The sequence below is a fragment of the Erythrobacter litoralis genome (assembly GCF_029760855.1).
GTDB classification, from domain to species: Bacteria; Pseudomonadota; Alphaproteobacteria; order Sphingomonadales; family Sphingomonadaceae; genus Qipengyuania; species Qipengyuania litoralis_A.
The window spans coordinates 547,840-561,720 of record NZ_SOSI01000002.1; the positions used below are offsets into that span (position 1 = coordinate 547,840).

Here is a 13,881-nt window from a genome sequence, read left to right on the forward strand (position 1 = left end):
ATTATCGGCGATGAATGACCCGGGGAGGAGCACCCCCTCCATGCCGCCGACGGTTGACGAATGCAAGCGCCGGGGTGGACACGAAGCCGCGTGTATCTAAGGAGATTGCGCATGCAACCGGATAGTCAGACCCCAGCCCTTCTCGAAACGATCGACGATGCGCAGATGCTGCGCGAGGTGCAGGAGTGGGCGGCGATCAACACCGGGACCGGAAACCTGACCGGTCTCGAAAAGATGGCCGGAATTCTCGCCGATGCGTTCTCTCAGCTTCCCGGCGAAGTCCGGCTGGTCGAGCCTAGCGAAGTTACGGCCATCGCGGCGGACGGCGTTGAATACGAAAAGCCCCACGGCAACCACATGGTCCTGAGCGTCCGGCCCGAGGCGGAGCGACGCTTCATCCTCACCGGGCACATGGATACGGTCTATCCTGAAGATCACCCCTTTCAGAACCTGACCTGGCTCGACGACGAGACGATCAACGGCCCCGGCACCGCCGATATGAAAGGCGGGCTGAGCGTCATCCTCCATGCGCTCAAGGCATTCGAAGCGAGCGGTGCCGCCGCCGAAGTCGGCTACGATGTGATGATCAATTCGGACGAGGAAACCGGCAGCCTTGCCAGCCGCGCGCTGATCGAGAAGCTGGCGCGCGGAAAATATGCCGCGCTAACCTACGAGCCGAGCGCCCTTCCCGACGGCACGCTCGCCCATGCTCGCGGCGGCACCGGCAACTACTCCATCACCTTTCGCGGGAAGTCCGCCCATGCCGGCCGCAATCCGGAGGACGGTCGCAACGCGATCGTCGCGGCATCGGACCTCGTGCTGCGCCTCACCGAAATGGCCGCCGACGACATCACCATCAATCCCGCCAAAATCGAAGGTGGCGGGGCGAACAATGTCGTTCCCGATCTCGCAATCCTGCGGTTCAACATACGTCCCAAATCGACCGATGCCATGGACAGGTTCGATAGCGAACTGGACGCTTTGCTGGCGACAATCGAAGAGCGCCACGAGGTCGGTATCAGTCGCCACGGCGGCGTGACCCGCCCTCCCAAACCGGTGGACGAGAAAGCGCAGAAACTGTTCGATCTCGTGAAGTCCTGCGGCAGCCGGCTCGGTCAGGACATAGGCTGGAAATCCACGGGCGGGGTGTGCGACGGCAACAACATCGCCAGCGTCGGCGTGCCCGTAGTCGACACGATGGGCGTGCGCGGCGGCGCGATCCATTCACCCGACGAATACATGATCGTCCCCAGCCTGAAGGAACGCGCGGCGCTCTCCGCCCTCGTCCTCTCCGGCCTTGCTAGCGGAGACCCGCTTTGAGCTTCCGCCTGCGCGCCGCCAAAGCGGGCGATCTCGAACATCTTTACGAAATGGCCAAGCTTACTGGCGGCGGCTTCACCAACCTTCCCGCCGATCGCGATGCCCTTACCGCCAAACTCGAACGCGCCGAGAATGCCTTTTCGCGCAAAGGCGACGAACTGGGCGACGATCAGTTCGTGCTGGTGCTGGAAAACACGGAAGACGGCCACGTGCGCGGCACTTGCCAGCTATTTACGCAAGTCGGGCAGCAATGGCCCTTCTATTCCTATCGGCTCAACACACTGACGCAGCACAGCCAGTTGCTCGAGCGCACGGTACGGGCCGAATTACTCAGCCTCGTAACCGATCTCGAAGGATCGAGCGAAGTCGGCGGGCTGTTCCTGCATCCGAACGAACGGGCCGGAGGGCTGGGAATGCTGCTCGCCCGCAGCCGCTACCTGTTCGTCGCCATGCATCGTCCGCGCTTTGCCGATCGCATCCTCGCCGAATTGCGCGGCATCATTGACGACAAGGGCGGCTCGCCCTTCTGGGACGGCGTCGCGGGCCGCTTCTTCGGCATGAGCTTTCAGGAGGCGGATACGTTCAATGCGCTGAACGGCAACCAGTTCATCGCCGACCTGATGCCGAAGCATCCGGTCTACGTGGCCATGCTGGACGACGAAGCGAAGAAAGTCATCGGCCTGCCTCACCCCACGGGCCGCGCCGCAATGCGGATGCTTGAGAAGGAAGGCTTCGCCTATGAAGGCTATGTCGACATCTTCGACGGGGGCCCGACCATGACCGCGCGCACCGATGCGGTCGCCAGCGTGCGTGAGGCGGCAAAAGCGAAACTCACTGCCACCGATGCAGCGGACGGCGAACGGGCGCTACTGGCCTGCGGCGAACTCGATACGTTTCGCTGCTGCTATGGCCTGCGTGCGATGCGGGCAGACGGTGAAGTCGCGATCGATGCGGAGACGGCGCGGACGCTCGACGTGGTCGCGGGCGACGACGTTTGGAGCGTGGCGCGATGATAAGGGAAATCAATTTCGACGGCATTGTCGGTCCGAGCCATAATTATGCCGGCCTCAGCCTCGGTAATATCGCCAGCGCCAGTCACAAGGGTGATCCCTCCTACCCCCGTGCCGCCGCGTTGCAGGGCATCGCCAAGATGCGCCGCAATATGGAACTGGGCCTTACGCAAGGATTCTTCCTGCCGCTGCCCCGCCCGAACCATGCACTAGAAGCGCGGCTCGGCCTCGACGAGACCGCCCCGCCCCAGTTGCATGCCGCGCCGTGGTCCGCTTCCAGCATGTGGACCGCCAACGCCGCCACGGTCAGCCCCGCGCCCGATACGGCAGACGGGCGCTGCCACCTCACGCCTGCCAACCTCGTGACCATGCTTCACCGTGCGCAGGAATGGCAGGACACGAAGGCGCAGCTTGATATCGCGTTCGGCAATACCGAGCATTTCGTGGTCCACGATGCCGTGCCACCCAGCTTCGGCGACGAGGGCGCGGCTAACCATATGCGCCTTTGCGAAAGCCACGATGCGGCAGGCGTCGAGGTTTTCGTCTTCGGGCGACCCGGCGGCCGCTTCCCCGCGCGCCAGCACGAACAGGCCAGCCGCGCCGTCGCCCGGCTCCACCGGCTCGATCCGTCGCGCTGTGTTTTCATCGAACAGAACCCCGAGGCGATCGAGGCGGGCGCCTTTCACAACGATGTCGTTTCTGTCGCCAACGAGCGCGTACTGTTCGCCCATGAACGCGCCTTCGCGGATCGCGACTACGCGTACGAGCAAATCCGCAACATCTTCCCCGCCCTCGAAGTGGTCGAGGTGCCGGAAAGCGCCGTCAGCCTTGAAGAGGCGATCCGCACCTACCTGTTCAACGCGCAGCTTCTCACCCTGCCCGATGGCGGCGGCATGGCGCTGGTCGTACCGGAAGAATGCCGGGAAAGCGCGAGCGTCTGGGCGTGGTGCGAAACGATGCTCAATTCGAACGGTCCGATCCGCAAGGTCCTGCCCGTGGACGTGCGCCAGTCGATGGCGAATGGCGGCGGCCCAGCCTGTTTGCGCCTGCGCGTGGTCGCCGACCCGGCTCATGTCGATGCGCGCTTTCTGCTAGACGAAGCGAAGGCGGAGCGGATCGAGGCGGTTGTTGCCGAAATGTGGCCCGAACAGATCGATCCGTCCGATCTTGGTACACCGGCTCTCGCACATACGGTTAACGAGGCACGTGAGGCGCTTTTGTCCGTATTGTCCTTGAGCGAGCTTGCTTGACCGTTTCGATGGTTAACGGGCTGGACCGGAGGCTCAGGTCTTCGTAGTCATGTGATCCGATACGGAGAGACGCTGCCAATGTGGGCGAAGGTTAAACGGCTATTTGTGATAAAGACGCGCTTCGAAGCGTTCCTGATCATCTACGCCCTCGCTCTCGGTGCTATGACCCGCGGCGCCGACTACACTCAGCAGTTCCCCGGAATTGGAGGCTATTTGCTAATGGCGGCGACGGCCGGTGCGGTTTTCCTCGGCGGCGCGAAAATTCTCGATGCCCTGAGATATGAACGCGAAGCGCGCGAAGCGGAAGCGGTAAACCGGCCCGTCGAGTGATCCGGGCTTTGCTATCGCATCGCCATAAATGCGCAAGATTAGGTGAAATCGGCTTTCGGTGCTAAAGCCGCATCGCTGACGTCGAAATTTGCGACGGACTTCGGATTTTGACGACCGCCGCTTGCCTTAAATGGCCCCGGCGCAAAACAGACTGCGACTTCCTTTTCTTCGGACGATTTGACGCACGACCGTTCCCGCATTTTGCGGAAGCGGCAACCTTAGCGTTCTTGAAAGGAACCAATATGAGCAAGACCGGAACCGTAAAGTTTTTCAACGCTGACAAGGGCTATGGCTTCATCCAGCCCGACGATGGTTCGGAAGACAGCTTCGTTCACATCACCGCGGTGCAGGCTGCTGGCATGCAGTCGCTCGATAAGGAGCAGCGCCTAAATTACGAAGTCGAAACCGGCCGCAACGGCAAGGCCAGCGCGGTCAATCTTTCCGCCGCCGACTGATCGGACATCATGCCGCGCGCCGAACCTTTCAGCGCGCGGCAACCCCATGAAGGTCGCCTTCTGAAGGATGCGCCATATGAGCCAGACATTTGAATTTTACGACGCGCGTGCGAATGAAGCTGCCAGTGAAGCGGCCGAAGCAACGCTCGAAAACGTGAAAGACCGCAATTTGCGTGCCGAGAAGACCTGGCGCGGTTTGGCCGATCAGGCGAAGCGCGTATCGCTCGAACGGCAGAAAGCGCTCCGCGAGCGCGAGGCGCGTGACCGCGCCGAAAAAGACGCGCTCGGTCAGGAATAACCGACTGCAAATATGGAGGGGAAGGTGAGGGTTTCTGTTGCTAGCTACCCTCGGAGCCCCGGTATCCCTTCTGTTGCCCGGTGGGTCCAACCGCGCTTTGGCTTTGTAAGATCTGGCCGTTAGGCCGTCAGATTACGCAGCAAGAGCGAGTGCTTCATTGTCATTGGCACTTGTGTGTTGTGAGCCTTAAACGGGTTACTCAGCCCGGGCGAAAACTGCGTCTTTGAGCACACGTCGATCCTAGTTCGGCCCCGTCATCAACCGCGCAATTTCCGCGCTTGGTGGTGGAGCCGCCGGGTACTGCCCCCGGGTCCGTTGTGCCTATTGCACGCCGCATTTTATCGCCATAGCCGACCGAAGCCGGCAACAACCCATATAGCGATCTTCGGCTTAATGTGAAGTGGACGGATCGTTCGAGGTCGCAACTGTGTCGCGATCCTGCTTCAGTTCGGCGAGAATCTTTTTCAACACGTCGAGTTCTGGATTGGTGGGCACGTCGTCATTGGTCGCGCTGTCTTCCGTTTCGGCAGCCTTGCGCTGCATTTCCTCGGTTACACGGTTGACGCTGCGCACAAGGATGAACAGCGCGAAAGCGACGATCAGGAAGTTGATTACCGCAGTTATCAGCGCGCCATAGCCGATCATGGCTACGCCTGCCTCTTTCAGCTGCTCGTAATTCGCAGTCGATCCCTCGTAATTTTCGGGGATTTCGCCCAAAAGGATGAAATAGTTCGAAAAGTCGATATCGCCGAAGATCCAGCCGATCAGCGGCATGATGATCGCTTCCGTCACCTGTGTCACGATTCCGCTGAAGGCCGCACCGATGACGACACCTACTGCAAGATCGATCACGTTACCGCGTGCAATGAACTTCTTGAACTCGGTTCCCAGCGCCATTTTCTATTACTCATCCTGTTGGAAACGCGCGAATGCCACGCGTTAGCCGCGCCGACAAGACGCGAGCGACTTGAACGCGTCGTCGGCTGTGCTATCTGCTTAAGACAGTATTCGACAACCGGGGACCGTATCATGTCACGTCTTTCCGCCTTTCGCGCCGCTTTTATCGGCGTACTCGCCCTCGGTCTCGCCGCTTGCGGCATCAATTCTGTGCCGACCAAAGAGGAAGCGGCGAAGGCTCGCTGGGCCGATGTGCAGAGCGCGTATCAGCGGCGCGCGGACCTCGTTCCCAATTTGGTGAGCACGGTGCGCGGGGCGGCGGCTTCGGAGGAGAGCATCCTTACCCAGGTCATCCAGGCACGTGCCGCTGCCACGCAGACGCAGATCAACGCCGACCAACTGAACGATCCGCAGGCTTTCCAGCGTTTCGAACAGGCGCAAGGGCAGCTCGGCAGCGCGCTTAGCCGCCTAATGGTGGTCGTCGAGCGGTACCCCGAATTGCAAAGTCAGCAGCGCTTCGCCGATCTGATGGTTGCACTCGAAGGCACGGAAAACCGGATCGACAACGCCCGCACCCGCTACAACGAGGCGGTGCAGGACTATAATACGACGATCCGCACCTTCCCCGATGCAATCGGCGCGAACATCATTCACGGTGCCGAGCCGATGGAGACCTTCTCCGCACAGCCGGGCGCCGAAATCGCACCGACGGTTGATTTCGGCGACAGTGCAACCCCGGCGGCGGCACCTGCGAACGACAATAGCGGGATGCAGCAGCCGAGAACCGGCACACAGAATTGACCGCTATCGCCGCATCGAGCAGCGGCCGGACCGGCCGGCTGCACGCATGGTTCGCATACCTCGTCGTCGTTCTGGCGCTGGTCGTTGGTGCGGCGGCGAATGCACAGTCCTTTCCAGCACGCCCCGACGGTCCGATTTTAGACCAGGCCGACCTACTGCCGCCCACCGAGGAAGCGGCGCTCGATACGAAACTACGGGACTATAACCGTACCACCGGCAGGGCCGTCATCGTGGCGACGGTGAACTCGCTCGACGGGTTGGATGAGGAAAGCTATGCGCGCGAACTTGCGCAGGAGTGGGGCGTCGGCGGCGCAGAAACCGAACAGGGCGTTCTCATGCTCGTCGCACCGAACGAGCGGCGGGTCTTCATCAGCACGGCCCGCGGGGTGCAGGGAACGCTTACCGACATTTCGGCGGGGCGTATTGTGCGAAACACCATCACGCCGGCCTTTCGGGAGGGCAATTTCGCCGAGGGCATCTCCGCGGGCGTTGACCAGATCATAGAGCGGCTGAACATGGACCCGGCAGAGGCTGCCGCGATCGATGAAGCAGAGGCTGCGGCTGAGCAGACACGGCAGCGCGAGGGCGGCTTTCCTTTCGGCGGTCTGATTTGGCTTGGCTTCATTTTCTTCTTCTTCATCCTGCCCGCGATGCGCGGCGGCAAGCGGCGTCGCTATCGGCGACGCTCCAGCCCATGGGGCAGCGCTGCGCGCGACATCATGCTTTGGGAAGCTGGCAAGTCCATTGCTCGCGGCCTCGATAACGATCGCGGCGGCTGGGGCGGCGGCGGCCTCGGCGGAGGGGGAGGTTTCGGAGGCGGAGGCTTCGGCGGATTCGGCGGCGGGGGTGGCGGTTTCAACGGCGGCGGCGCCGGGGGCGGATGGTAATGCGACATCTGTCGGACGAACAGGCGAGCCTCGTCAGCCGCGCGGTCACCGAAGCGGAAGACCGGACGAGCGGCGAAATCGTGCCCGTGCTCGCCGACCGCTCGGATGGTTACACAGATGTGGCGCTGTGGTGGGCCCTTGGCCTGAGCTTCACCGTCATGAGCCTATTCGCCGCCCTTCCCACCGCTTTGACCGGCCTGCTCGACACATTATCCGGGGGCTGGATGCACGACTGGACGGACGGGGAAATACTCGCGACCCTGCTCGCCATCGGGCTGGTGGTTTTTGCGCTTGGCTTGCTCTTCCAGCTCTTTCAGCCGCTTAAATTCGCGCTGGTTCCCGCCCCCGTCCGCTCGGCGCGCACGCGCGATGCGGCGATCCGGCATTTCAAGGTCGGCGCGGAACGACGCACGCATGGCCGCACCGGCGTGTTGCTTTACGTCTCGATGCGCGAGCACCGGGCGGAAATCGTCGCCGACGAATCGATCGTCGCAAAGGTCGAGGCCGAGGTATGGGGCGAGGCGATGGCGGATATGCTCAGTGAAATTCGCGAAGGACGACTTGCCGAGGGTCTGGCCGCCGGCATTCGCGATGTCGGCGCCGTGCTGGCCGAGCATTTCCCGCGCGACGAGCACGACGAGAACGAACTTCCCGACCGGCTGATCGAGGTCTGACCATGACCGATCCCGAGCACGACGAGCCGGAAGAGATTGTCTGGCAGGGCAAGTTCATCACCGCGAAAACGCGGGGCCGCTGGGAATATGTCGGGCGGGCCCGCGGCATTCGCGCTGCCGTCATCCTCGCGGTCGACGAGGACGATCACGTCCTGCTGGTGCAGCAATATCGCGTGCCGCTCGGCCGCGACTGTCTCGAGTTGCCTGCCGGCCTCATCGGCGACGACGACGGCGGGGCGGACGAAGATCCACTCGCCGCCGCCGGACGCGAACTGGAAGAAGAGACCGGGTACCGCGCCGCGAACCTAAAGGATTGCGGCACGTACTATTCTTCGCCCGGCATGGTCAGCGAGAGCTTCACGCTGGTACGGGCAAGCGGTTTGACGAAGGTAAGCGAAGGCGGCGGTGTCGAAGGCGAGAACATAACGGTCCACCGCATCCCCCGGTCCGACCTCCCCCGTTTCATTGCAGCCAAGCGCGCCGAAGGTTGCGGCATCGATGTTCGCCTGCTCATGCTGCTCGGCGAAGCACTGGTGCGAGGAGAGAGCGAATGAGCAGACGGGTTGCGGGAAAGCTGGCGCTTGTCACCGGCGCGGCGCAGGGCCTCGGCGCAGCGCACGCTACGCTGCTGGCCCGCGAAGGGGCGCGCGTCGTGTGCACCGACGTGAACGGAGAGGGCGCCAAGGGCACGGCCGCACGCATCGTCGAGCAATTCGGTGCGGGGACGGCGGTTGGTGCACGGCACGACGTCACCGATCCGGAAGCCTGGGAACGCGTCGTGGCGCTCGCAAAGGATGAAATCGGTGGACTGAACGTGCTGGTCAACAATGCCGGAATCGGCGTCGGCGGCACTATCGAGACTTGCGACTTCGACGACTGGAGGCGGTGCTTCTCGGTCAATGTCGATTCCATCTTTCATGGCTGTCAGAAGGCATTGCCCCTGATGCGCGAGCATGCGCCGGGATCGATCGTCAACATCTCCAGCATCGCCGGGCTGATCGCCAGCGATACCATGCCCGCCTATAACGCAAGTAAGGCGGCGGTCTGGATGCTGACCAAGTCGATCGCGCTCCATTGTGCGAAGAACCGGATGGATATCCGCTGCAACTCGGTTCACCCGACCTTCGTCGATACGCCGATCCTCGACGGGACGGCGCGCAATCACAATATCGACAAGAACGTATTGCTGGAAAAGCTGGCCCGTCAGATTCCACTGAAAAAGGTCGGCGAGCCGGACGATATCGCCAATGCGGTGCTCTATCTCGCGAGCGACGAAAGCAAGTTCATGACCGGGGCGGAGTTGAAGCTCGACGGCGGTATCTCGGCCATGTGAGGGCAGGCGAGGCTGCTCGGCCCCGCCCGCTCAATCGGCGATCAGCCAGATCGCGAGGTAGATTAGCAGCAGGCTGCCGAACCCGATCAGCGTGCCGAGGACGAAGACGATGCGGATCATCGTCACGTCCAATCCGAAATAGTCCGAAATGCCGGCACACACGCCGCCCAACTTCCCGTTTCGCTTATCGAGCCGGAACTTGCGGGACTTGCTCGGCGTCGTTTCGCGGTCGCGGAATTTGATGTCGCTCATGCCAGGGCTCCGGGGGAATAGGCGGGAAGGATCGCAATCGCCATGATTGCGACGGTGAACGTAAGAGAGAACGCGGCGGCGAACAGTTTGTTGCCATGATCGCTAAGTTTGAACATCGATCTTACCTTTCTTTCTGTAGATAGCTCAGGCGATGAGGCCGGCGGGGCTGGCAGGTACAATCGTGATGGCCATGCACATGGCGGAGACGGTCAAAGCGAATACGGCGGCGATGGCTTTGCTGGCGAAGAAGCTGTTGGTTTTCATAGTGATAATCCCTTCAAGTTCGTTTCCGTTCGACCATTCGAGCGGATACAAACGTACCTGCAAAGGGTGTGCCAAACTTTCAAACCGCCGGATTTAAGCCGTTCCGGTTTCGCGCGGGAGTTGTAGTTTCGTTCACCTTCCCGAAAGATTGGTAAAAATTCCCAAATATTGAAATTCGCTATTTCGATGGAAGCGGGAAAGGTCACCCGTTAGGCGCAGATGTCTATGCTGGATCGCATCGCCCTGACCCGATTTCGCAATCATGCGGAGACGTCGTTGACGGGAACCGGCCGGTTCAATCTTCTTGTCGGAGAGAATGGCGCAGGCAAGACCAACATTCTCGAAGCCCTCAGCATGCTCGCGCCCGGTCGGGGCCTGCGCCGAGCTGCAATCGCCGAGATGACAGGGACGATGGGCGATGGCGGCTTCGCTGTCGGGGCCGACCTCCTTGCCTCGGATGGGGACGCCACGCGCCTCGGTTCCTATGTAGAACCCGCCCAGCCCGGGCGGCGCAAGGTGCGTATCAACGCCGCGGAGACGAGCGCGACGCAGCTCGGCGAATGGCTCGCGATAACTTGGCTGACCCCGGCGATGGACGGTCTCTTCACCGGACCCGCTGCCGACCGCCGCCGCTTCGTCGACCGCATGGCGCTGGCGCTCGATCCGCGCCATGCTGCCCATGCTGCGCGCTACGAAGCGGCGCTGCGCGAACGCAACCGCCTGCTCGCCGACGATCGCGTACCCGACACGACATGGCTCGACGGGATCGAGGCGCAAATGGCCGAACACGGGGGCTTACTTATGGAAGGCCGCGCGAACCTCGTCGATACCGTGATGGCGCGGATCGCCGCCATGCCCGCCGAGCCCTTCGCCCGCCCCGCTTTGACCTACGTGCCGGGCGGACCGAGCAACGCGGAAAACCTGTCGCAGACTTTGTTCGACAATCGCCGGCAGGATCGCGTGGCGCAGCGCACGCTTGCCGGCCCCCACCGCGACGAGCTCGACGTGGTCCATGCCGCCAAGCGCGTGCCTGCAGCCCAAAGCTCGACCGGGGAGCAGAAGGCCATGCTGGTCGCCATCACCCTCGCCCATGCCGCCCTCGCAGCGCAGGGGCGCCCCGGCATCCTCCTGCTGGACGAGGTCGCTGCACATCTCGATCCGGTCCGCCGCGCCGCCCTGTTCGAACAGCTCGCCGCGAGCGGCGCGCAAGTTTGGATGACCGGCACCGAGCCCTCGCCCTTCTCCAGCATCGTGGACGAAGCGGCCGTGTGGCGGATTGCCGACGGATCGGCGATCCGCGCCTAGTCCTGCGCGGGAGGCAGCGCCGCCTGAACTTCGTCCACAGTGTCCTCAACCAAGGTCGCGATGCCTTCGCGGGTCGGATGAACCCGGTCGTTCTGGAACAGCGAGGGATCGAGGTAGATGCTTTCGAGCCAGAACGGGATCAACTCCGCATCGTATTTCTGCGCGAGATCGGCATAGAGCCCGTCGAACGCTTGCTGATATTGCGGCCCGTAATTTGGCGGCGCGCGCATTCCCATGATCAGGACGGGAATGTTGCGGCGCTTCAATTCGGCCAGCATCGCGTCGAAGTTCGCTCGGGTTTCTTCCGGCGGCAGCCCCCGCAGCATGTCGTTGCCGCCGAGTTCGAGCAGGACTAGATCGGGCGTGTTCTGCTGATTGTCGAGCGCGAAGGCGAGCCGCTGGCGCCCCGCCCCACTGGTCTCACCCGACACCGCGGCATTCACAAGCTGTGCGTTTACGCCGCGCTGCCGCAACGCTTCCTGCAATTGCGCGGGATAGCTGTTTTCTTGTCCGATGCCGTAACCGGCGAACAGGCTGTCCCCGAACGCGAAGATATTGCGGACCGGACCGCTGACTTCGGCCTGCGACGAGTCCGCCGGAGCCGCCGTGTCCCTTGCCGGTGCGTCAGCGACATCGGCGTCCCGACCGCATGCCGCCAGAGCCAGCGATGCCAAAGCTATCGACCATATGCGCAATTCCATCGACCACCTTCCTTGTCCGTTCATCCGCCCTATGCCATCGCGGCTGCGTGACGAACACTCAAGATGCGATCCTCGCGCGCGATCTCAAGCTTACGCTGGGGTCCGACGCCGCTCCGGTCGAAATTCTCAAAGGCCTGAACCTGACCGTGAGGCAGGGCGAGACGGTCGCGCTGCTCGGCCCCTCCGGTTCGGGCAAGAGTTCGCTGATGGCGGTTCTTTCGGGGCTGGAACGGGCCTCGTCGGGAAGCCTCACGGTCGCCGGTGCAGACTTCGCGGCGATGGACGAGGATTCGCTTGCTCATGCGCGGCGCGGCCGGATCGGCATCGTGCTTCAGGCCTTCCACCTGCTGCCTACCATGACTGCGCTGGAAAACGTGGCGACGCCGATGGAGCTTGGCGGTGTTACCGAAGCGCAGGATCGCGCGCGCGCCGAGCTCGAAGCGGTCGGCCTTGGCCATCGCCTTTCGCATTACCCGCAGCAGCTTTCCGGCGGCGAGCAGCAGCGCGTCGCCATCGCCCGCGCCATCGCGCCCCGCCCCGAACTGATCTTCGCCGACGAGCCGACCGGCAATCTCGACGCGGCGACCGGCGCGGAGATAGTTGACCTCCTCTTCGCCCGCCGTACGGAAACGGGCGCAACTCTCCTCGTCATTACCCACGATCCCGAGCTGGCCGAGAAGTGCGAGCGCGTGCTCACCCTCGGCGACGGCCTTATCGCGAGCGATACAGCAGCCGCATGAGCGAAGCCTCGGCCCTCGGATGGGGAGGCGCATGGCGTCTCGCCCGGCGCGACCTCAACGGACGCTTCAAAGGGCTACGGCTCCTCCTGGTCTGCCTGTTTCTCGGCACCGCCGCGCTGGCCGCGATCGGCACGCTGACTGCGGCGATCGAGCGCGAACTCAGCGCCAACGGCCGCGCCTTTCTCGGCGGGGACCTCCAGATCGAACTATGGCAGCGCTCGCTGAACGACGACGAACGCGGCGCGCTGGACGAATTGGGCGAGGTTTCCGCCGGCACCCGCATCCAGGCAATGGCGCGGCGAGGCGACAATGCGGCGCCAATTGGCCTGAAGGCGGTCGACGCCAATTATCCGTTATACGGCACGCTGACGCTCGAGAATGGCGAAGACGTCGGCGCGCCTGCCGGAACGGACGCCTATATCAGTTCCGATGCGGCCGCCCGGCTGGGCACCGATATCGGCGACACCATCGAGATCGGCACGGCGACGGCGCGCATCACGGGTGTGATCGGCGACGAGCCGGACCGGCTGGGCGAAGGCTTCCAGCTCGGCCCTACCGTGATCGTGGCGAGCGACTTCCCCGAACGCGCGGGTCTGCTCGCCCCCGGATCGATGTACGAGAGCAAGACGCGGGTGCGCTTCGATGCCCCGCGCGATCTCGAAGCGGTGCAGGAAGACCTCGAAGCGCGCTTCCCTGATGCCGGGTTCGACATCGATACCGCGGAACGCGCCGCGCCCGGTACGGAGCGGTTCATCGGTCGAATGAGCGAGTTCCTCACGCTCGTTGGCCTTGCCGCATTGGTAATTGCGGGGATCGGGATCGGCGGCGGGGTAACGAGCTATCTCGACGCGCGCCGCCAAAGTATCGCCACGCTCAAGATCCTCGGTGCGACTAGCCGCGACATCTCACGCATCTACGCCTTGCAGATCGCCGCAGCAGCTATCGTTGCGAGCGCTGCCGGGCTGATCGTCGGGGTCGCCGTGGTGCCGCTTCTTGCTGGCGCCTTGGAAGGTTTGTTGCCGGTGAGGATGGGCTTCGTGCTCGATCCGGGTGCCCTGGCGCTAGCGGCGGCATACGGCCTGCTAGTCGCACTGGTGTTCGCAGCGCCGCCGCTACTGCGCGCCCGGCGCTATCCGGCGATGGCGCTGATGCGGTCGCGGGTCGCACCCCTTACTCGCGACAAGACAGCCTTGTGGGTCGTGGGTGCGGGGCTGGCCGGCATCGTCGCATTAGCCTTGCTTACGTCCGGAAGCCCGCTCCTCGCTGCGGGTTTTCTCGCGAGCGCGGCGGTGGTTCTCGGTCTGTTGTGGCTCCTCGGCTGGGCGATCAAGCGGCTCGCGGCCCGCCCGCCCCCCCCCCCGAGC

Annotated in this window: 18 protein-coding genes and 1 other RNA gene; 14 read left to right on the top strand and 5 right to left on the bottom strand. The window is 63.2% G+C overall.

The window, feature by feature from the left end; all coding sequences use genetic code 11:
• Positions 1-111 precede the first annotated feature (111 nt).
• The 6 genes from E3U23_RS05635 to E3U23_RS05660 all read left to right on the top strand — a co-directional run bounded on the left by E3U23_RS05635 (position 112) and on the right by E3U23_RS05660 (position 4,663).
• Positions 112-1,320: a hydrolase gene (locus E3U23_RS05635; RefSeq protein ID WP_279350219.1), complete on the top strand. Its 1,209-nt coding sequence runs from the start codon at positions 112-114 to the stop codon at positions 1,318-1,320.
• Positions 1,317-2,333 carry an arginine N-succinyltransferase gene (locus E3U23_RS05640; protein ID WP_279350220.1) on the top strand — a complete coding sequence of 339 codons (1,017 nt, stop codon included), beginning with the start codon at positions 1,317-1,319 and terminating at the stop codon, positions 2,331-2,333. Before E3U23_RS05635 ends, E3U23_RS05640 begins: the two co-directional genes overlap by 4 nt.
• Complete coding sequence (locus E3U23_RS05645) at positions 2,330-3,580, top strand: N-succinylarginine dihydrolase (RefSeq protein WP_279350221.1); 1,251 nt, start codon at positions 2,330-2,332, stop codon at positions 3,578-3,580. The genes E3U23_RS05640 and E3U23_RS05645 overlap by 4 nt, the downstream gene beginning before the upstream one ends.
• A 78-nt stretch (positions 3,581-3,658) precedes the next feature.
• Positions 3,659-3,910 carry a hypothetical protein gene (locus E3U23_RS05650; protein WP_279350222.1) on the top strand — a complete coding sequence of 84 codons (252 nt, stop codon included), beginning with the start codon at positions 3,659-3,661 and terminating at the stop codon, positions 3,908-3,910.
• A 242-nt stretch (positions 3,911-4,152) separates the two neighbouring features.
• A complete protein-coding gene (locus tag E3U23_RS05655) occupies positions 4,153-4,365 on the top strand; it encodes a cold-shock protein (protein ID WP_279350223.1) in 213 nt (70 codons plus the stop codon).
• 76 nt (positions 4,366-4,441) lie between these two features.
• On the top strand, positions 4,442-4,663 hold the full coding sequence (locus E3U23_RS05660) for a hypothetical protein (protein ID WP_279350224.1): 222 nt from the start codon (positions 4,442-4,444) through the stop codon (positions 4,661-4,663).
• A 59-nt stretch (positions 4,664-4,722) separates the two neighbouring features.
• On the opposite strand, the gene ssrA is transcribed toward E3U23_RS05660, so the two are convergent.
• Together ssrA and mscL are read right to left on the bottom strand one after the other, a co-directional pair.
• Positions 4,723-5,067, bottom strand: a transfer-messenger RNA (tmRNA) gene (ssrA, locus tag E3U23_RS05665).
• The gene (mscL, locus tag E3U23_RS05670; RefSeq protein WP_279350225.1) at positions 5,054-5,560 is read right to left on the bottom strand and encodes a large conductance mechanosensitive channel protein MscL; all 507 of its coding nucleotides are present in this window, start codon (positions 5,558-5,560) and stop codon (positions 5,054-5,056) included. The genes ssrA and mscL overlap by 14 nt, the downstream gene beginning before the upstream one ends.
• A gap of 132 nt (positions 5,561-5,692) precedes the next feature.
• On the opposite strand from mscL, the gene E3U23_RS05675 reads away from it, so the two are divergent.
• Genes E3U23_RS05675 through E3U23_RS05695 form a run of 5 tightly spaced genes read left to right on the top strand, consistent with a single transcriptional unit; the run spans position 5,693 to position 9,255 of the window.
• Positions 5,693-6,361 (top strand): LemA family protein, encoded by a 669-nt coding sequence (locus tag E3U23_RS05675; protein WP_279350226.1) that lies wholly within the window; start codon positions 5,693-5,695, stop codon positions 6,359-6,361.
• The gene (locus E3U23_RS05680) at positions 6,358-7,248 is read left to right on the top strand and encodes a TPM domain-containing protein (RefSeq protein ID WP_347710010.1); all 891 of its coding nucleotides are present in this window, start codon (positions 6,358-6,360) and stop codon (positions 7,246-7,248) included. The genes E3U23_RS05675 and E3U23_RS05680 overlap by 4 nt, the downstream gene beginning before the upstream one ends.
• A complete protein-coding gene (locus E3U23_RS05685; protein WP_279350227.1) occupies positions 7,248-7,922 on the top strand; it encodes a TPM domain-containing protein in 675 nt (224 codons plus the stop codon). Before E3U23_RS05680 ends, E3U23_RS05685 begins: the two co-directional genes overlap by 1 nt.
• A gap of 2 nt (positions 7,923-7,924) precedes the next feature.
• Positions 7,925-8,476, top strand: coding sequence for an NUDIX hydrolase (locus tag E3U23_RS05690; protein ID WP_279350228.1), 552 nt, complete (start codon positions 7,925-7,927; stop codon positions 8,474-8,476).
• On the top strand, positions 8,473-9,255 hold the full coding sequence (locus tag E3U23_RS05695) for an SDR family oxidoreductase (RefSeq protein WP_279350229.1): 783 nt from the start codon (positions 8,473-8,475) through the stop codon (positions 9,253-9,255). Before E3U23_RS05690 ends, E3U23_RS05695 begins: the two co-directional genes overlap by 4 nt.
• 30 nt (positions 9,256-9,285) lie before the next feature.
• Here the strand turns inward: E3U23_RS05695 and E3U23_RS05700 are convergent, their stop codons facing one another.
• The gene (locus tag E3U23_RS05700; protein WP_279350230.1) at positions 9,286-9,507 is read right to left on the bottom strand and encodes a PspC domain-containing protein; all 222 of its coding nucleotides are present in this window, start codon (positions 9,505-9,507) and stop codon (positions 9,286-9,288) included.
• Positions 9,508-9,651: 144 nt separating this feature from the next.
• Positions 9,652-9,771, bottom strand: a complete 120-nt coding sequence (locus E3U23_RS05705; RefSeq protein ID WP_279350231.1) for a recombination protein F — start codon at positions 9,769-9,771, stop codon at positions 9,652-9,654.
• Positions 9,772-9,996: 225 nt separating this feature from the next.
• On the opposite strand from E3U23_RS05705, the gene recF reads away from it, so the two are divergent.
• Entirely contained in the window at positions 9,997-11,076 is a 1,080-nt protein-coding gene (recF, locus tag E3U23_RS05710) for a DNA replication/repair protein RecF (RefSeq protein ID WP_279350265.1), read from the top strand.
• On the opposite strand, the gene E3U23_RS05715 is transcribed toward recF, so the two are convergent.
• The gene (locus E3U23_RS05715; RefSeq protein WP_279350232.1) at positions 11,073-11,777 is read right to left on the bottom strand and encodes an arylesterase; all 705 of its coding nucleotides are present in this window, start codon (positions 11,775-11,777) and stop codon (positions 11,073-11,075) included. The genes recF and E3U23_RS05715 overlap by 4 nt on opposite strands.
• Before the next feature lie 47 nt (positions 11,778-11,824).
• Here E3U23_RS05715 and E3U23_RS05720 point away from each other — a divergent pair, with 47 nt between their 5' ends.
• Positions 11,825-12,517: an ABC transporter ATP-binding protein gene (locus E3U23_RS05720; RefSeq protein WP_279350233.1), complete on the top strand. Its 693-nt coding sequence runs from the start codon at positions 11,825-11,827 to the stop codon at positions 12,515-12,517.
• Positions 12,514-13,881 (top strand): ABC transporter permease (locus E3U23_RS05725; RefSeq protein ID WP_279350234.1); only part of this gene is annotated, 1,368 nt, incomplete at its 3' end. The genes E3U23_RS05720 and E3U23_RS05725, both read left to right, overlap by 4 nt.